The organism is Citrobacter sp. Cf125 (assembly GCF_030333935.1).
GTDB classification, from domain to species: domain Bacteria; phylum Pseudomonadota; class Gammaproteobacteria; order Enterobacterales; family Enterobacteriaceae; genus Citrobacter; species Citrobacter freundii.
Genome location: NZ_JAOWEY010000024.1, coordinates 293110 through 310703 on the forward strand (window position 1 = coordinate 293110; position 17594 = coordinate 310703).

Annotated in this window: 18 protein-coding genes; 11 read left to right on the forward strand and 7 right to left on the reverse strand. The window is 51.1% G+C overall.

Going from position 1 to position 17594, the window contains the following annotated elements; genetic code table 11:
• Positions 1-119: 119 nt before the first annotated feature.
• Positions 120-356, reverse strand: coding sequence for a DUF1435 domain-containing protein (locus tag OGV89_RS15670; protein ID WP_003845617.1), 237 nt, complete (start codon positions 354-356; stop codon positions 120-122).
• Between the two features lie 255 nt (positions 357-611).
• Between OGV89_RS15670 and OGV89_RS15675 the strand changes: the two genes are divergently transcribed.
• Positions 612-1688 (forward strand): GGDEF domain-containing protein, encoded by a 1077-nt coding sequence (locus OGV89_RS15675; protein ID WP_003837249.1) that lies wholly within the window; start codon positions 612-614, stop codon positions 1686-1688.
• Positions 1689-1796: 108 nt separating this feature from the next.
• The gene (gene fhuF / locus OGV89_RS15680; RefSeq protein WP_003837247.1) at positions 1797-2585 is read left to right on the forward strand and encodes a siderophore-iron reductase FhuF; all 789 of its coding nucleotides are present in this window, start codon (positions 1797-1799) and stop codon (positions 2583-2585) included.
• A gap of 29 nt (positions 2586-2614) precedes the next feature.
• Here the strand turns inward: fhuF and OGV89_RS15685 are convergent, their stop codons facing one another.
• A complete protein-coding gene (locus OGV89_RS15685) occupies positions 2615-3958 on the reverse strand; it encodes a PTS sugar transporter subunit IIC (RefSeq protein ID WP_003845615.1) in 1344 nt (447 codons plus the stop codon).
• Entirely contained in the window at positions 3948-4088 is a 141-nt protein-coding gene (locus OGV89_RS15690; RefSeq protein ID WP_286558902.1) for a hypothetical protein, read from the reverse strand. The genes OGV89_RS15685 and OGV89_RS15690 overlap by 11 nt, the downstream gene beginning before the upstream one ends.
• Positions 4089-4324: 236 nt before the next feature.
• On the opposite strand from OGV89_RS15690, the gene OGV89_RS15695 reads away from it, so the two are divergent.
• The gene (locus OGV89_RS15695) at positions 4325-4783 is read left to right on the forward strand and encodes a YbaK/EbsC family protein (RefSeq protein ID WP_003019114.1); all 459 of its coding nucleotides are present in this window, start codon (positions 4325-4327) and stop codon (positions 4781-4783) included.
• A gap of 57 nt (positions 4784-4840) precedes the next feature.
• Here the strand turns inward: OGV89_RS15695 and bglJ are convergent, their stop codons facing one another.
• Positions 4841-5518: a DNA-binding transcriptional activator BglJ gene (gene bglJ / locus OGV89_RS15700; RefSeq protein ID WP_048216856.1), complete on the reverse strand. Its 678-nt coding sequence runs from the start codon at positions 5516-5518 to the stop codon at positions 4841-4843.
• On the reverse strand, positions 5479-6204 hold the full coding sequence (locus OGV89_RS15705; RefSeq protein WP_003837239.1) for a helix-turn-helix transcriptional regulator: 726 nt from the start codon (positions 6202-6204) through the stop codon (positions 5479-5481). The genes bglJ and OGV89_RS15705 overlap by 40 nt, the downstream gene beginning before the upstream one ends.
• Positions 6205-6666: 462 nt before the next feature.
• Between OGV89_RS15705 and OGV89_RS15710 the strand changes: the two genes are divergently transcribed.
• The 6 genes from OGV89_RS15710 (at position 6667) to opgB (ending at position 12394) form a co-directional block, all read left to right on the forward strand.
• Complete coding sequence (locus OGV89_RS15710; RefSeq protein ID WP_003019122.1) at positions 6667-7443, forward strand: threonine/serine exporter family protein; 777 nt, start codon at positions 6667-6669, stop codon at positions 7441-7443.
• Complete coding sequence (locus OGV89_RS15715; RefSeq protein WP_003019127.1) at positions 7434-7907, forward strand: threonine/serine exporter; 474 nt, start codon at positions 7434-7436, stop codon at positions 7905-7907. Before OGV89_RS15710 ends, OGV89_RS15715 begins: the two co-directional genes overlap by 10 nt.
• Positions 7908-8029: 122 nt before the next feature.
• Positions 8030-8569, forward strand: a complete 540-nt coding sequence (gene dnaT, locus OGV89_RS15720) for a primosomal protein DnaT (protein ID WP_003019130.1) — start codon at positions 8030-8032, stop codon at positions 8567-8569.
• 2 nt (positions 8570-8571) lie between these two features.
• A complete protein-coding gene (dnaC, locus tag OGV89_RS15725; protein WP_003019133.1) occupies positions 8572-9309 on the forward strand; it encodes a replicative helicase loader DnaC in 738 nt (245 codons plus the stop codon).
• A gap of 70 nt (positions 9310-9379) precedes the next feature.
• Positions 9380-9871, forward strand: coding sequence for a YjjA family protein (locus OGV89_RS15730; RefSeq protein WP_003830016.1), 492 nt, complete (start codon positions 9380-9382; stop codon positions 9869-9871).
• A gap of 231 nt (positions 9872-10102) precedes the next feature.
• Positions 10103-12394: a phosphatidylglycerol--membrane-oligosaccharide glycerophosphotransferase gene (gene opgB, locus OGV89_RS15735; protein WP_286558904.1), complete on the forward strand. Its 2292-nt coding sequence runs from the start codon at positions 10103-10105 to the stop codon at positions 12392-12394.
• 42 nt (positions 12395-12436) lie between these two features.
• On the opposite strand, the gene OGV89_RS15740 is transcribed toward opgB, so the two are convergent.
• Positions 12437-13882 (reverse strand): tagaturonate reductase, encoded by a 1446-nt coding sequence (locus OGV89_RS15740; RefSeq protein ID WP_071696552.1) that lies wholly within the window; start codon positions 13880-13882, stop codon positions 12437-12439.
• 13 nt (positions 13883-13895) lie between these two features.
• Positions 13896-14918: a zinc-binding alcohol dehydrogenase family protein gene (locus OGV89_RS15745; RefSeq protein ID WP_032948468.1), complete on the reverse strand. Its 1023-nt coding sequence runs from the start codon at positions 14916-14918 to the stop codon at positions 13896-13898.
• A gap of 136 nt (positions 14919-15054) precedes the next feature.
• Between OGV89_RS15745 and OGV89_RS15750 the strand changes: the two genes are divergently transcribed.
• On the forward strand, positions 15055-15969 hold the full coding sequence (locus OGV89_RS15750; protein ID WP_016149506.1) for a GntR family transcriptional regulator: 915 nt from the start codon (positions 15055-15057) through the stop codon (positions 15967-15969).
• A 212-nt stretch (positions 15970-16181) separates the two neighbouring features.
• The gene (locus OGV89_RS15755; RefSeq protein ID WP_003845612.1) at positions 16182-17543 is read left to right on the forward strand and encodes an MFS transporter; all 1362 of its coding nucleotides are present in this window, start codon (positions 16182-16184) and stop codon (positions 17541-17543) included.
• The last annotated feature ends 51 nt before the right edge of the window (positions 17544-17594 follow it).

The window sequence follows — 17594 nt, forward strand, 5'->3', positions numbered from 1 at the left end:
TGGCGGAATTGGTAGACGCGCTAGCTTCAGGTGTTAGTGTCCTTAGGATGTGGGGGTTCGAGTCCCCCCCCTCGCACCAATTATCTTATTTCCCTCTCGATTTCCTTCTCTAGTTTTGTTCATCCCTGATTCCAGTTCATTATTACCAGAACAATGCCACCAATCAGCGCCGCGCATGAAGGTAACAAAACAAAGTGCCGTAAACGCTTGTGGTACAACATGAGCGAAGTCAGTAGTAATCCTAATACAATCATCACCTTCCATACGTAGACCGACAGGTCGCTATATGCCATCCCGGCAATCAGCATTCCCGGCAGCAGAACACCCCATCCACTGCCCAGCGTACGTTGCAACATGATTCCACCTATGACACTGATAATGATAACCAATATCATATGATAAAATTTCTCATTTGTCAGCCGTGAAGCACTATCAATTATATGAGTTTTACTTAACGATTGATGACATGAATAACCCAAGGTGATAAATTGCTCACCGGTTAGCTCTTCAACTAAAAACAATAAAAACCTCTGCGAATGATACCCCGTTCGTTATTTGTTTTATTTACCAACACACCTTCGTACATTGCAGATAACTAACAATATTTACCTATGACAGTACAATCCTGGCGAACTCTGCGCACCAAAAAATACCAACTCTCTTTACGACTGTTTCTGCTGCTCAACGCAGTCTCCGCGCTGTTTACGCTTTTTTTCCCACTGTTTGCGGTCAAAGCCTTATCAGTATCGGCGTTGCTGATACTGGTGATGAGTACACTGCTGCTGGTATGGCATGGGAAATACGCAGATAAAAGAATTAATCTCCCTTTTATTTCAATCGTTTTTGGCTTGTTATGGGCGTTACACATATTATTGAAATATAATGCTTTAGGTCAGAATGATTATTATTTCCTGTTAATAGCGCTTCTCAGCGTACTGTTTATTGGCTCTATCGCTTTTGCCAATAATATCATCGCGTTTACGCTCCACTCACTCCCCTCCGTCGCCGTTTGTTTATGGCTTAACGGCAGCGAGCATGGTTTGCGGATTTTCTATTTTATGGCGCTGCCTATGGCCGGTATCGCCATCCAGCATGTGATACAAAAGCGCTACGATGGGTTCGCTCAGCAACTGATGTACAAACTGCTGGAAGAACGAGAAACCCTGAACGGGCTCAGCATGCTCGACCCGCTAACCGGTTTGTATAATCGTCGAGGGCTGCAACACCGGCTCGATACGCTGTTGGCCCTAAGTAATTCGAGACACTTCGTTCTGCTGCTGGATATCGACCATTTCAAATCCTATAACGATCATTACGGACATATGATGGGCGACCAGGCGTTGATCCGTGTTTCTGCCGCCATCCGAGACTCCGTCCGCTCCAGGGATGTGGTGGCGCGTTTTGGCGGTGAAGAGTTTATGATTTTGCTGACCGCAGTCGATCCACAGCAGGCCCAGGCTGCCGCCGAACGTATCCGCCAGAAAGTGTACGACCTTAAAATCCCTCACATGTTTAATGAGAGCGTGGCAACCAACGTAACCGTCAGTATCGGCATTGCACCTCTGGTCGAACAGGATATTGATGCTGCTATTGCCAAAGCGGATAAAGCCCTTTACGAGGCGAAGAATCTTGGGCGTAACAATACTCTGGTCAGCGATGAGCTACGGGTAAACTGCCCTTCTATCTGAGCTTTCTGTGCGGTGCCACCCGAGATGGCGACAAAGATCTTGCTATCGCTTAACACCAATTATAGGATTAGCAATCATTATCATTAAGATTAACATCCTTATATCGACATGGCTTATCGTTCCGCACCGATCGTTGAAGATGTCATCTGGCGTAGCCATCTCCCCTCAGAGATGCCCTCGCTGGCTGCTGCCGTACGCGCAACGATAGCCAAAACTCGCGAGCACTTGCTGGACTTCATTCGTCTTGACGAAACACCTGTGCCAGGTGCAATGACGCTGCATGAATGGACGCAACCGACGACGCTAAGTTCATTGCTCGCTGTTTATTCAGACCATATCTATCGCAACCAGCCCACGCTGCCCCGCGAAAATAAGCCCCTGATATCTCTTTGGGCGCAATGGTATATCGGCCTGATGATGCCTCCGTTAATGGTGGCCCTGCTGACGCAAAAAGAGGCTATAGACGTCTCTCCTGAACACATGCACGTAGAATTCCACGAAACGGGCCGAGCAGCCTGCTTCTGGATCGATGTCCATCAGGATCATCTGGCTACAGCCCTGTCTCCTCAACAACGCATGGAAACGCTGATTCTCTCAGCGCTAACGCCGGTTGTGCAGGCGCTGGAAGCAACGGGTGAGATCAACGCAAAGCTTATCTGGAGCAACACCGGATACTTAATTCACTGGTATTTAACGGAAATGAAGCCGTTGTTAGGTGAAGAACTGCTGACCACGCTGCGCCAGACCTGCTTTTTTGAGAAACAACTTTCCTGCGGTCAGGATAATCCTCTATGGCGTACCGTTGTTCCGCGTGAAGGGCTGTTAGTGCGCAGAACCTGCTGCCAACGCTATCGCCTGCCTGACGTTCAGCAATGCGGAGACTGCACGCTGAAGTAAGCGAGGAGCCGTAGCCCCTCGCCAGATATTTATGCAACCTGCTGGTTTTCCTCTTCCATACGCTGCGCTTCTTCTTTTTCCTGCGCTAATAACTGCTTTTCGTAGACCTTAAAGAACGGGAAGTAGATAACGGCCGATACCAGCGCCAACAGCACCACCAGGATAGCCGCACGATAATCCCAACCTAACGCCCATGCGGCGCCAACCGGTGCCGGGGCCGTCCATGGAACCACTGAAATTACCCGCCCAATTAAATCCAGTTTCATCGCCGCCCACGCCAGTACCGCATTCACCATCGGAGCCAGCAGGAAGGGGATAAAAAACACCGGGTTCATGACAATCGGCGTACCAAATATCACCGGTTCGTTAATATTAAAAATGCTGGGGACCACGCTCAGACGCCCAATCGAGCGTAGATGAGCTGAACGACTCCGCAGATAGCAAATCACCAACCCCATCGTCGCGCCGGAACCACCAACCACAATGAAGAACGTCCAGAACGCTTCCATAAAGATATGCGGTAACGGCGCACCCTGCGCCAGCGCCGACTGGTTCATCCCGAGATTGGTGAGCCAGAACATTTGCAGCATTCCCGACACAATAGCCGCGCCGTGAATACCGGCAAACCACAGCAGATGGCCGATCAATACCGCCAGCAGGATCGCCGGGAGAGAATCTGCAGCCGACACCAGTGGTTTGAAAATGGCCATAATGGCCTGCGGGATCAGCATGTCAAACTGCGACTGTATCACCAGGCTTAGCGGGTACAGCGTTAGCACCACCACCAGCACCGGGATCAGCAGATCGAAAGAGTTTTTGATCATCGGCGGCACCTGATCGGGTAAACGGATGCCAATGTTGTGCGCCTTCAGGAAGCGCATCATTTCAACGCAGTAAATGGCTACCAGGATGGCGGTGAAAATCCCCGTTCCTCCCAGACTATCAACCGGCATCGTGCCTTTGGTTTTTGGCGCGGCAATCAGCAAAAAAGCCATGATTGATAGCATCGCACACATAAACGGATCTAACTGATACGACTTCACATAGTGCTTGCCCAGGTTATAAGCAATAGCCGCACATATGTAGACCGACATGATCCCCATCGTCATATCAAACGGTGTGAGGATTTGGCCTTCAAACTGTTTTGCCAAATCCAGCCACGCACGGGCGAATCCCCAGGTGGTATCCGGAGAAAACGGCGGATAGGCAAAAACCAGCAGAAAAGAGCCTACAATCATAAAAGGCATCGCCGAAATAAAACCGTCACGAATAGCCATGACATGACGTTGTGAAGAGATGCGCCCGGCAACAGGGCTAACATAGTTTTCAACAAAGCGGAAAATCACGTTAAACACAGCATGGTTAGTAGACATAGCCGTTCTCCCGTTGTGCAAAATCCTGCAACCGTGTTGGCATCAACACCACCACGTAAAGCCCATTACCACTTTCCGCAACCGTGCCGGGGGGAACACCAGCACTACCGCTATTCGAGTTAAGTTTCATAGATGGCTCTTATTATGTGATACAGAGGAAGTGACAGCTTCAGTATTAATCGTCATTTCAGCATTCTGCAACCGGTTACTGTAACCGGTTTCTTTGATTGTGAAGACGATCGAAAAACTGCTAATGTTGCTATATTGTTACAATAAAATATTTACAGTGCGGTTGCCCCTATGACAAATTACATCCTGCATGTTTTCTGCTGTGCAGGGTTATCTGTAAGCGATAGGGAGAGAAGAATGAGTTTGCAATCAGTACGTCAATTCCTGGCGCAACATGCACCAGATATTGAGATTATCGAATTAGATCAGAGCACAGCAACCGTTGATCTGGCAGCAAAAGCCCATAACGTTGAACCTGGCCAGATAGCGAAAACACTTTCGCTAAAGGTGAAGAACGACATCATCCTGGTCGTGGCAAAAGGTGATGCCCGACTGGATAATAAAAAGCTAAAGAGTACGTTCGGTGCCAAAGCCCGTATGTTGAGTAGCGATGAGGTCGTGAGCGCGACGGGGCATCCCGTTGGCGGCGTTTGCCCCTTCGGATTAGAAACACCGATTTCAGTGTACTGTGATGTTTCTCTGAAGCACTACGCTGAAGTGTTGCCTGCCGCAGGTGCCATCCACAGCGCGGTTCGCATCACGCCTGAGAGGATGGCTGAACTGACTTCTGCCACCTGGGTTGACGTGTGTCAGTAATGCTTCACGCGCCAAATCGGCGACCAAACCCGGCACAAAGCACGTCAACGTTGCCTGTCACGAAGCCGCCTGCATAAAAGGCGCTGGCTCGCCAGCACGCAGGTACAGCAGGATATCGGCAGCATCCAGTAACCCGGCATCTGAGCTTACTCCCAGTTTGGACATCACATTAAATTTGTGTGCCCGAATGGTTTTAATGTTCCGTTCAAGCTGAGCGGCAATCTGCGGCATCGAATAGCCATTTGACATAAAGCGCAGTATTTCTCGTTCTGTCGGACTGAGCATGCGGCTTTGATTAATATACCAATGGTTTTTCGTGCTTTCGGTTCCTCGGCTTGGGCAGCTTAACGCCGTAAATAAAGCGTCCTGTAGCACCGTTAACGAAGAAGCTTTACTCACAACGCCATCCAGCGGCAAGGGGGACAAGGAGCCAATTAAACGCGCTTCAGCGTCATCATCGGCAATCACCACGCGGCGAATCCGTGGAAAATTTATCGCCAGTTCCGTTAAATAGGCCAACCCAGCTCTGCGATCGCTTCTGATTGCAGAGAGAGAAAAAATAACTGCCGAAAACGACATCTTTAACATTGCCTGACTAAAAGTGGGCTGGCTAGAAAAGAGATGAAGTTTATATTGGTCATCTGGCATGGTATTAAATAAACTATTAATACCTACACTGCTCATTGTACACTTTTCTACCAGTGCAACGTTTCTTTTGATGATTCTGCTTTCCATTCCGTGGTTTCTCCATAAACTGAAGGTAAATTAAGTTCTCGCGATCCTTGAGAACTATTTATCCAGGCATACATTTCTGCATTGCTATTTATCGACAAGCGACGCATAGCGCTATTCTTTTGGGCACTGATTGTTTTATTGCTTTTCTTCAGCAACATCGCAATCTGATTAATTCCCCAGCCTTTCCCAAGGAGGCGCAGCACTTTCCTTTCAGAGAGAGTGAGGACTATTGAGCGCGCGCTATGATCTAACAATTGCGGCATGGCAGGTGGAGAAAGTAGTGTCTTACTTATTCTTTCTGCTCGCGCATTTCCTGCGTGAATGACGCTCACTAAACTTTCTATCGGCTCTGCATCAGAGAGCAGCGAACTGACAGGACACATCAGTAGCTCAATAGCCAAAGGATAAAAAATACGAGAGACGAGAAAGACCCAGTGAATATCACGGTATTGAGATAATAAAGAATAATATTGTTCGCAGACTGAACGAGGATAATTGCAGTCTCCAGTTAAATCAGCAATCACCAAATCAGCGTACCGTAGTTGTAATAATGTTAGTTCTTCAACAGAACAACAGTATGTAAGTTCGTAATCGGCAAACTGCGCCTGTATTATACCTTTAAGCCCGGTCTGTATAATCGGTGATTTACTAATAATAATTGCGTTTTTGCAGCGTCCTTGCAACATATCCCCTCCACACTCACCAGTCCGTAATCGTACTTAATTCAGTTCTCCCGAATAAATTAATAGCCATTAATTCACGGGAAAATACTCCGAACAATAAACGGGGTGAATTGCTTATCCTTGGCGTTTATTAAAATAAAAGTATTGGCACTACAATCCAGATAAAGCCAAACTGTCAAGCTATTATTACATGATTACGCATAAATACGTTATTTGTAAAATTAAAATAACTACAATAGATCGTTAGCATGGCTTATGTATTTGCCATCCGGGTAAATAACGCTACATTACAGTCATGCGCCCTCTCATACCTCGGCGAGTGGGGAGTGTTAATATGCCATAACCGTATCGTCGGTGTCTTTTTTCGACACAAAGATTGATCTTAGCCAGAGCCAGCGGGCTCATGCTTCATGATAAAAGTAAACATTCGTCACTCAAAGAGATCCTTTTCAGTCAGAGCGAACCATGCAAACAGAGCAGTCGTCACAGCGAACGGTTACACGGTTATGTATTCAATGCGGTCTTTTTTTACTTCAGCATGGGGCAGAAAGCGCGCTGGTTGACGAGCTATCCACCCGCCTCGGGCTGGCACTTGGCATGGATAGTGTAGAAAGCGCTATCTCCTCTAACGCTATCGTCCTGACCACCATTAAAGACGGGCAATGCCTGACATCAACGCGAAAAAATCAGGATCGCGGCATTAATATGCACGTCGTGACGGAAGTGCAGCACATTGTCATTTTGGCGGAACATAAACTGCTGGATGTTAAAGGCGTAGAGAAACGCTTTAGCCAGATTAAACCACTGCGCTATCCAAGATGGCTGGTCGCCCTGATGGTCGGTTTATCCTGCGCCTGTTTTTGTAAACTCAATAACGGCGGATGGGATGGTGCGGTGATCACCTTTTTTGCCAGCATGGTGGCGATGTATATCCGCCAGATACTGGCATCCCGGCATTTGCATCCGCAAATCAATTTTTGCATCACCGCCTTTGTGGCGACCACCATTTCAGGTTTGCTACTGACGTTGCCGACCTTTAGCAATACTCCGACTATCGCTATGGCCGCCAGCGTGCTACTGCTGGTTCCGGGCTTTCCGTTGATCAACTCCGTCGCGGATATGTTTAAGGGACACATTAATACCGGACTCGCTCGCTGGGCTATTGCCAGTCTGCTTACATTGGCGACCTGTATTGGCGTGATCGTGTCGATGACCTTATGGGGGCTGCGCGGATGGGCGTGATCGATTTCATACTGGCGCTGATGCAGGATATGATCCTGTCGGCGATCCCGGCGCTTGGCTTTGCCATGGTATTCAATGTCCCCCATCGGGCGCTCCCATGGTGCGCATTACTCGGCGCACTCGGTCACGGCTCACGAATGGTGATGATGACCGCAGGGTTTAATATTGAATGGTCAACATTTATGGCGTCGCTGCTGGTCGGCTGCATTGGGATCCAGTGGTCGCGCTGGTATCTGGCGCATCCGAAAGTCTTCACCGTCGCGGCAGTGATCCCCATGTTTCCAGGGATCTCCGCCTACACCGCCATGATCTCAGCAGTAAAAATCGGCCATTTCGGTTACAGCGAAGTGCTGATGATTACCCTGCTGACCAACTTCCTGAAAGCCTCATCGATTGTCGGTGCGCTCTCCATCGGTCTGTCCGTGCCAGGATTATGGCTGTATCGCAAACGTCCACGCGTTTAACGGTGCACTTTCTTTAATACCGTGCAGAGAGGGGAATCTCCCCTCACCTGCTGCTCTCCTTCTTCTCTGTGTTACTATAAAGCAGTCCCCTTCTCGGTTGTTGTTCAGTATTGAGAAACATTATGCCCTGCAAAATTTTGACGCCAGACGTCACGAGCATTGACGCCTTATTACACGATCACCACGCTGTGCTGGCCAAGTCTGCGGGTGGCGCCGTAGCCGTATTCGCTAACAATGCACCAGCGTTTTACGCGGTGACGCCTGCGAGACTGGCTGAGCTGTTGGCGCTTGAGGAGAAACTGTCACGCCCGGGAAGCGATGTGACATTGGATGATCAATTTTATGAAGAGCCGCAAACCGCTCCCGTTGCCGTGCCAATGGGGAAATTTGCGATGTACGCTGCCTGGCAGCCTGATGCCGACTTTCAGCGTCAGGCCGCTTTATGGGGTGTAGCGTTGCGAGAGCCGGTTACTGCTGAAGAACTGGCCTCATTTGTTGCCTACTGGCAGGCTGAAGGCAAAGTCTTTCACCATATTCAGTGGCAGCAAAAACTGGCGCGCAGCATTCAGATTGGACGGGCCAGCAATGGCGGAATGCCAAAGCGCGATGTGAACAGCGTCAGTGAACCTGACAGCCACATTCCACCGGGTTTTAGAGGATAACGATGAAAAACGTTGGCGACCTGATGAAACGTCTGCAAAAAATGATGCCACCTAATGTCGAGCCCGCCTTTAAAACGGGCGAGGAGCTGCTGGCATGGCAAAAAGAGCAAGGTGAAATTCGTGCCGCAGCGCTGGCCCGCGAAAACCGGGCCATGAAAATGCAGCGCACATTCAACCGATCCGGTATCCGTCCGCTGCATCAGAACTGTTCGTTCGAAAACTATCGGGTAGAGTGCGAAGGTCAGATGAACGCCCTGAGCAAAGCCCGCCAATACGTTGAAGAGTTTGACGGCAACATCGCCAGCTTTATCTTCTCCGGCAAACCCGGCACCGGCAAAAACCATCTGGCCGCCGCTATCTGCAACGAACTGCTATTGCGCGGCAAGTCGGTACTGATCATTACCGTGGCCGATATCATGTCGGCGATGAAAGAAACGTTCAGCAATCGTGAAACCAGCGAAGAACAGCTGCTCAACGATCTGAGCAATGTGGATCTGCTGGTGATCGACGAGATCGGCATGCAGACCGAATCCCGCTATGAAAAAGTGATTATTAATCAAATTGTCGATCGCCGTTCATCCTCAAAACGTCCGACCGGCATGTTAACTAACAGCAATATGGATGAAATGAACAAGCTGCTGGGCGAGCGCGTGATGGATCGTATGCGCCTTGGCAACAGCCTGTGGGTCATTTTTAACTGGGAAAGCTACCGTAGTCGGGTCACCGGTAAAGAGTATTAACGTATTAGGACCACTCCTAAGACTGCCAGCGCTATACTGCGCTGAAAAGGCATAACACGAGTTGCATATAATGATGAAAACTACCAAACGTCTGCTGTGCTGTGCGCTTGCCGCCAGCACGCTCATCTCCACCAGCGTTTTTGCCGCCTCCTGGCAGGATTCGCTCTCCAGCGCGGCCAGTGAGCTAAGCAAACAAAGCTCCGGCTCGCAAAGCAGCTCGTCGCTCTCTTCCCTGACCAGCCTGCTGAATGGCAGCAATCAGTCGTTGACCTCCAGCAGCATGAATAACGCCGCCGGGATCCTGGAATATTGCGCGAAACAGAAGCTGGCCTCGGTCACCGACACGCAAAACGTCAAAAACCAGGTGCTGGATAAACTGGGGCTCAGTGCTCCTGAGCAGAAGCAAGACACCAACTATATGGACGGGATTCAGGGTCTGCTCAACGCCAAAGATGGTCAACAGCTGGACCTGAACACGATTGGCAACAGCTCGCTGGCGAAACAGGTTAAAACCAAGGCCTGCGATCTGGTGTTAAAACAGGGCATGAACTTCATTTCCTGACGCACGACACGCCGCGTATAACCTGCGCGGCATCTATTTATTTCCGCCAATGCATTCACATTTCAAATAAATAGTAATTCCCCACAAAAACGCGCATATCTAAACCAATTCTGAATAACAACGTAATTTAATGTCACTACAATTGCAGCAATGTAACAACGCTATTACATTGTGCTTTCCCCCTAATGATTAGCCTGCCAGGCATGTGCCCGGTTTACTGAGGATCGACCGTTGTCAGAATTAATCTCCATCACTCTGTTTCTCGCTTCAGTGCTGATTTACGCCTGGAAAGCGGGTCGCAACACCTGGTGGTTTGCCGCCACGTTATCGGTGCTGGGGATTTTTATTGTTCTGAATATCACGCTGTACGCCAGTGACTATTTCACCGGCGACGGGATCAATGACGCGGTACTCTACACGCTGACCAACAGTCTGACCGGCGCGGGGATTGGAAAATATATTTTGCCGGGGGTCGGCATCGCGCTGGCGCTGACGACCATTTTTGTCGCGCTCGGCTGGATCCTGCGCCGCCGTCGCCATCACCCGCATCATGTGGGTTACAGTCTGCTGGCCCTGCTGCTGGCGCTGGCCTCCGTTGACGCAAGCCCGGCGTTTCACCAGATAACCGAACTGGTGAAGTCGCAGTCGCGCGATGGCGATCCGGATTTCCCGACGTATTATAAAGAGCCATCGAAAACCATTCCCAACCCGAAGCTGAACCTGGTGTATATCTACGGCGAGAGCCTCGAGCGCACCTATTTTAATAATGACGCGTTCCCGGAGCTGACCCCGGAACTCGGCGCGTTAAAAAATGAAGGTCTGGATTTCAGCAATACCATGCAACTACCGGGTACTGATTACACCATCGCTGGCATGGTCGCCTCCCAGTGCGGTATTCCGCTGTTTGCGCCATTTGAAGGCAACGCCTCGGCGTCGGTCTCAAGTTTCTTCCCTAACAATATCTGTCTGGGCGATATCCTGAAAAACTCCGGCTATCAGAACTACTTTGTGCAGGGTGCCAACCTGCGCTTTGCCGGCAAAGACGTGTTCCTGAAATCTCACGGCTTTGACCATCTGTACGGTGCGGAAGAGTTAAAAAGCGTGGTGGCGGACCCGGCCTATCGTAACGACTGGGGCTTCTACGACGATACCGTGCTGGACGAAGCATGGAAAAAATTCGAAGAGCTTTCGCGCTCGGGCCAGCGTTTTTCACTGTTTACCCTGACCGTGGACACCCATCATCCGGATGGATTTATCTCACGTAGCTGCAACCGTAAACGTTATGACATCGACGGGAAGGCCAACCAGTCGTTCAGCGCGGTCAGCTGCAGCCAGGAAAACATTGCCGAATTTATCAATAAAATCAAAGCATCACCGTGGTTTAAAGATACCGTTATCGTGGTTTCTTCCGATCATCTGGCGATGAACAACACCGCATGGAAGTATCTGAACAAGCAGGATCGTAACAACCTGTTCTTCGTGCTGCGCGGCGACCAACCGCAACAGGACACGCTGGCGGTAAAACGTAATACGATGGATAACGGCGCAACGGTACTGGATATTCTCGGCGGCGATAACTTTATCGGTCTTGGCCGTAGCAGCTTGTCTAGCGAATCCGTGTCGGAAGTATTCCTGAACATTAAAGAAAAAATGCTGGCGTGGAAGCCCGATATCATTCGCCTGTGGAATTTCCCGAAAGAGATGAAAGAGTTCACCGTCGACCAGGACAAAAATATGATCTCCTTCTCCGGCAGCCATTTCCGCTTGCCGTTGCTTTTACGGGTATCGGACAAACGCGTCGAGCCGCTGCCGGAAAGCGAATACTCGGCCCCGCTGCGCTTCCAGCTGGCGGATTTCGCCCCGCGCGATAACTTTGTCTGGGTCGATCGCTGCTACAAAATGGCGCAACTGTGGGCGCCGGAGCTGGCGCTTTCTACCGACTGGTGCGTTTCACAGGGTCAGTTAGGCGGGCAGCAAATTGTGCAGCACGTCGACAAAGCCAAATGGAAAAGTAAAACCGTATTTAAAGATACGGTGATCGACATGGAGCGCTACAAAGGTAACGTCGATACGCTGAAAATTGTCGATAACGACATTCGCTACAAAGCAGATAGCTTCGTTTTCAACGTGGCGGGCGCGCCGGAAGAGGTGAAACAATTTAGCGGTATTTCACGCCCCGAATCCTGGGGACGCTGGTCCAATGCGCAGCTCAGCGAAGAAGTAACGATTGAGTACAAAGCCCCGCTACCGAAGAAATTCGATCTGGTCATTACCGCGAAAGCCTTCGGTGACAATGCCAATCGTCCGATCCCCGTGCGCGTTGGCAACGAGGAACAGACGCTGGTGTTAGGCCATGATGTCAGCACCACCACCTTGCATTTTGATAATCCGTCGGACGCCGATACGCTGGTGATTGTCCCGCCCGATCCGGTTGCCACCAACGAGGGCAATATTCTCGGTCACTCACCGCGTAAGCTGGGGATCGGGATGGTTGAAATCAAAATAGTGGCTGCTCAGGGATAAAAAAACAGCGCCCAACACCACACCGGGCGCTGCATGGCAACCTTATTCCAGACTGTTCACCGCCTGGCGCATACCCTGCACCAGAATCATCTCCAGGTTGGCCGTCACCTGCCCGGCAAGCCCAGGTAACAACGTCAAATCCTCTCCCCAGTGCGCCGCATCGCCAAGCACTGAATCCACCAGTTCACGCAGCGTTAAATCATTGCCAACTCGCGGCCACAGGCTGGCATAGAGGCTTACCCACTGCTCATCATCCTGTATCGGATAGCGTTCCCCGTTACGCTCTGCGCGATAAAACGACAGCAGCGCAGCGAGGGCAAACGTTAACCGCACTGGCCAGCGCCCATTTTGCTCACCCGCCAGCAGTTGCGGCAAAATTCGGGTGCGGAATTTAGTCATCCCGTTAAGCGCAATGGAAAGCAACTGGTGGCGAATGTAGGGGTTCTGAAAACGCCCGCTCACCGCGTCGGCAAATTCTCGCAGTTCGTCCGCCGGGAGATCCAACACCGGAATAATCTCCTCACTAATCGCCCGCTCGACAAAGCGGCGGATATCAGCATCCTGCATCGCCTCGCCAACGGTCTCCAACCCGCACAGCCACGCCACCGGCACCAGCGCCGTATGCGCGCCATTGAGAATAGCGACTTTGCGCTCTTTGTACGGTTTGATATCGCTCACTACACGGATATTCAGCGGACACTGCGCCAGCTTCAGCTCCTCTGCCAGCCACTGCGGCCCCTGGATCACAAACAGGTAAAAATGCTCCGCGGTATCGAGAAACGCATCGTGATAGCCAAGTGTAGCCTCCAGCGCAGCGGCTTCTTCGCGCGGGTAGCCGGTGACAATACGGTCAACCAGCGTGGAACAGAACGTGTTTGCCGTCTCCACCCAGTCGGCAAATGCCGGAGGAAGCTGCCACTCCTGCGCATACCGCAGCACCAGGGTTTTGAGCGCCTCACCGTTATAGTCGATAAGCTCGCACGGGATAATTACCCAGCCCTTATCCACCGCGCCCTCAAAGTGGTTAAAGCGCTCCAGCAGCAGGCGCGTCAGTTTGGCCGGAAAGCTCACCGGCGGCGCATCATCCACACAGTCTGCCGCGTGATAGCTAATTCCGGCTTCGGTAGTATTTGAAAACACAAAACGGATATCTGCATTGTGCGCCAGCGCCAGATACGCCGCGAAATCCTGGTACGGGTTGATTTCGTTATTCACCGACCGGATAAGCCGCGCCTCACTCACCGCCTCACCCTGCTCGTTTAGCCCGCGAATCAGCGTGGTATACAGCCCGTCCTGGGTATTCAGCGACGGCGGGAAATTGGTATTAATTGGCCGAACGATGGTCACGCCAGCGTTCAGATCGGTATGCTCGTTAAGGATATCCAGTTGCCAGTCGACAAACGCCCGCAGAAAGTTACCTTCTCCAAACTGGATCACACGCGTTGGGTAGCTGGCTCCCGGAAAATCACGTCGATTCAATGTTTTCATCCTGTTTTCCCTCTCAGAACGTGATCACGCCTTTAATCAGTTCACGGTTATTGATTACATCCCGCTCGTAGATTTCAGCCAGTGTGGCAAACGCGTAACGGTGCGTAAGCATCATGTCGGCGGTCAATTTGCCTTCCGACATCAGGCGGCCCACTTTGGCGAAATCTTCCGGCGTGGCGTTGCGACTGCCCATCATGGTGGTCTCTTTCTTGTGGAACTCAGGGTCAGAGAACTGCAAATCGCCTTTAAACAACCCAACGAAAACGATGCTGCCACCATGACGAATCAAATTCACCGTGTTATTCATCGCATGCTGATTCCCCGTGGCATCAATCACCTTTTGCGCCAGCGAACCGCCAAACTGAGCGCGCAGCTGCGCATCAAAATCTTCAGCGGATGGGTCGATAACCGGGAGTCCCAGGCGGGAAACCACATGGTCTCGGCGCGCCGGACTGGTATCGGCGACCACCACCTGTGCGCCATCGGCTTTGGCAATCGCTGCTGCCCCCAGGCCAATCGGACCAGCGCCGACCACCAACACCTGCTCACCCGACGCCACCGCCGCCCGGCGTACCGCATGCGCGCTGATGGCATAAGGCTCAATCAGCGCCGCCGCCTGCGGGTCAATCCCCTGCGCATCCAGCAGGTTGGTCACCGGAACGGACAAATATTCACTGAAACCGCCATCCTGGTGCACGCCAATTACTGAAATCTTCTCGCAGCAGTTGGTGCGCCCGCTCAGGCATGCCGGACACTGCTGGCAGGCCACGTAAGGAATAACCGCCACCTGCTGACCATTTTTCAGATTCTGTATATTCTTACCCAGCCCGACAATTTCCCCACATATTTCATGCCCTAATACACGTGGGTAGCTGAAAAAAGGTTGATTGCCACCCCAGGCATGAATATCGGTACCACAAATCCCTACCGATTTAATTTTTATTAATGCTTCGCTCTCACCCGGAATAGGTATTTCGCGTTCTTTCCAGACTAATTTTTTAGGTTCCTGGCAAATCAACGTATTCATCGTAGACATGATTCTGCTCTCCTGTTTTTTGTTGCCTCAGATATCAACGAAAATAAAAAAGACGGAGAAAGCAGAAACACAATCTGTGAATCCCAGCGCATAAAAATGTTTTAAATCGGGTTTTAATAGGTAAAAAGGAGAAGCCATGAGCCGTTCGCAGAACTTACGCCACAATGTGATTAACCAGATTATCGATGATATGGCGCGTGGTCATATCCCTTCCCCTCTCCCGTCGCAAAGCGCATTAGCGGAGATGTACAACATCAGCCGCACCACCGTGCGTCATATGCTGAGCCACTTAGGCAAGTGCGGCGTTCTGACCCAGGTCGGCAGCCACTATGTTATCGTGCGTAAACCCGACCATGACGACGGTTTTGCCTGCACCACCGCCTCCATGACCGAGCAAAACCGGATTTTTGAGCAGGCTTTTTTCACTATGATCAACCAGCGCCAGCTGCGTGCAGGCGAGAGCTTCTCCGAACTGCAGCTTGCCAGAGCCGCGGGCGTCAGTCCGGTAGTCGTACGGGAATATCTTTTAAAATTCGAACGTTACAACCTGATCAAAAACGAAAAACGCGGTCAGTGGAGCATGAAGCAGTTCGATCAGGCCTATGCGGAGCAGCTGTTTGAACTCAGAGAAATGCTGGAAACCCATTCCCTGCAGCATTTTCTCAATCTGCCCGACGATGACCCACGCTGGCTGCAAGCGAAAACGCTGCTGGAACGCCACCGGATCCTGCGCGACAGCATCGGCAGCAGCTTTCGTATGTTCTCGCAGTTAGACCGTGAGTTTCATGCCTTGCTGCTCTCTGCTGCCGATAATATATTTTTCAATCAATCACTTGAAATCATCTCCGTGATTTTCCACTTCCACTATCAGTGGGATGAGAGCGACCTCAAACAACGCAACATCATTGCCATCGATGAGCATATGACCATCCTCAGCGCGCTGATCTGCCGCAGCGACCTGGATGCCACCCTGGCGCTTTGTAACCATTTGAATTCAGCCAAACAATCAATGATTCGTTCCATCAACCAGAGTCATAGCGCCGCCCATTAAGTACCGATAAAAAACAGCAAATCATTACCGGGAGCACGATTTTATAAAAATAAAAACGCCTGAAAAATACCTCTTGCCTATGCTCACGCTAAGTCGACTGCATTAAAACTTTTGTGAGCGGTGATGAGCAAATTGATTCATCACCGGTATTTTTTCAATACTGCACAGTCCTGCTGTGTGAAAAATAAATTATTGAGGTTCAGGAGTCCGGCGTGGAAAAAAATAATATTACCCTCGACCCGAGTTCTTCGTTTGGCACGTCATCATCTGCGGATATTAATGTTCCGCCTGAGGGCATGGTGCAACGCAGTAGCCGAATAAAACGTATTCAGACCACGGCAATGATTTTATTATTTTTTGCTGCGGTTATTAATTACCTCGACCGCAGTTCTCTGTCGGTCGCCAACTTAACGATTCGTGAAGAACTGGGGCTAAGCGCCACGCAAATCGGCGTGCTACTGTCGGTATTCTCTCTCGCTTACGGTATTGCGCAATTGCCCTGCGGCCCGCTACTGGATCGCAAAGGTCCGCGCATTATGCTGGGGCTGGGGATGTTCTTCTGGTCGCTGTTTCAGGCAATGTCTGGCATGGTACACAGCTTCACCCAGTTTGTGTTGGTGCGTATCGGGATGGGGATCGGCGAAGCGCCAATGAACCCGTGCGGCGTAAAGGTCATCAACGACTGGTTTAACATCAAAGAGCGCGGCCGCCCGATGGGATTATTCAACGCCGCCTCCACCATCGGGGTTGCCATTAGCCCGCCGATTCTGGCTGCCATGATGCTGGTAATGGGCTGGCGCTGGATGTTCATCACCATTGGCGTGCTGGGTATTTTCCTCGCCATCGGCTGGTACATGCTGTATCGCAACCGCGAGCAAATTGAGCTGAGCGCCACGGAACAAGCGTACCTGAACGCTGGTAGCGTCAATGCCCGCCGCGATCCGCTGAGCTTTGCCGAATGGCGCAGTCTGTTTCGCAACCGCACTATGTGGGGCATGATGCTGGGCTTTAGCGGCATCAACTATACCGCATGGTTATACCTGGCCTGGCTGCCGGGCTACCTGCAAACCTCCTACAACCTGGATTTAAAAAGCACCGGATTAATGGCGGCGATCCCGTTCCTGTTTGGCGCAGCCGGCATGTTGATTAACGGTTTTGTCACCGACTGGCTGGTGAAGGGCGGTATGGCGCCGATTAAGAGCCGTAAGATTTGTATAATCGCCGGGATGTTCTGCTCTGCAGCCTTCACCTTCGTTGTGCCGCAGGCCACAACGTCAATGGCCGCCGTGTTACTGATCGGTATGGCGTTGTTCTGTATCCACTTCGCCGGTACCTCGTGCTGGGGCCTGATCCACGTCGCCGTCGCCTCACGCATGACCGCTTCCGTGGGCAGTATCCAGAACTTTGCCAGCTTTATCTGCGCGTCGTTTGCGCCGATCGTCACCGGATTTATTGTTGATACCACCAACTCTTTCCGCCTGGCGCTGATCATCTGCGGCTGTGTCACCATGGTGGGGGCACTTGCCTACATCTTCCTGGTTCGCCAGCCCATTAGCGATCCACGTAAAGATTAATCCTCCAGATGCCCGATAACACCGTGCTTATCGGGCATGTTATGCTCCTCG

Coding starts and splice junctions, on each gene's coding strand:
- dnaT (WP_003019130.1), top strand. CDS start 8,030: ATGCCCTGCAAAATTTTGACGCCAGACGTCACGAGCATTGACGCCTTA.
- OGV89_RS15670 (WP_003845617.1), bottom strand. CDS start 356: ATGTTGCAACGTACGCTGGGCAGTGGATGGGGTGTTCTGCTGCCGGGA.
- OGV89_RS15745 (WP_032948468.1), bottom strand. CDS start 14,918: ATGTCTACGATGAATACGTTGATTTGCCAGGAACCTAAAAAATTAGTC.
- OGV89_RS15695 (WP_003019114.1), top strand. CDS start 4,325: ATGAGTTTGCAATCAGTACGTCAATTCCTGGCGCAACATGCACCAGAT.
- OGV89_RS15690 (WP_286558902.1), bottom strand. CDS start 4,088: ATGAAACTTAACTCGAATAGCGGTAGTGCTGGTGTTCCCCCCGGCACG.
- OGV89_RS15710 (WP_003019122.1), top strand. CDS start 6,667: ATGCAAACAGAGCAGTCGTCACAGCGAACGGTTACACGGTTATGTATT.
- bglJ (WP_048216856.1), bottom strand. CDS start 5,518: ATGGAAAGCAGAATCATCAAAAGAAACGTTGCACTGGTAGAAAAGTGT.
- OGV89_RS15685 (WP_003845615.1), bottom strand. CDS start 3,958: ATGTCTACTAACCATGCTGTGTTTAACGTGATTTTCCGCTTTGTTGAA.
- OGV89_RS15750 (WP_016149506.1), top strand. CDS start 15,055: ATGAGCCGTTCGCAGAACTTACGCCACAATGTGATTAACCAGATTATC.
- OGV89_RS15705 (WP_003837239.1), bottom strand. CDS start 6,204: ATGTTGCAAGGACGCTGCAAAAACGCAATTATTATTAGTAAATCACCG.
- dnaC (WP_003019133.1), top strand. CDS start 8,572: ATGAAAAACGTTGGCGACCTGATGAAACGTCTGCAAAAAATGATGCCA.
- OGV89_RS15740 (WP_071696552.1), bottom strand. CDS start 13,882: ATGAAAACATTGAATCGACGTGATTTTCCGGGAGCCAGCTACCCAACG.
- fhuF (WP_003837247.1), top strand. CDS start 1,797: ATGGCTTATCGTTCCGCACCGATCGTTGAAGATGTCATCTGGCGTAGC.
- OGV89_RS15675 (WP_003837249.1), top strand. CDS start 612: ATGACAGTACAATCCTGGCGAACTCTGCGCACCAAAAAATACCAACTC.
- OGV89_RS15715 (WP_003019127.1), top strand. CDS start 7,434: ATGGGCGTGATCGATTTCATACTGGCGCTGATGCAGGATATGATCCTG.
- OGV89_RS15730 (WP_003830016.1), top strand. CDS start 9,380: ATGATGAAAACTACCAAACGTCTGCTGTGCTGTGCGCTTGCCGCCAGC.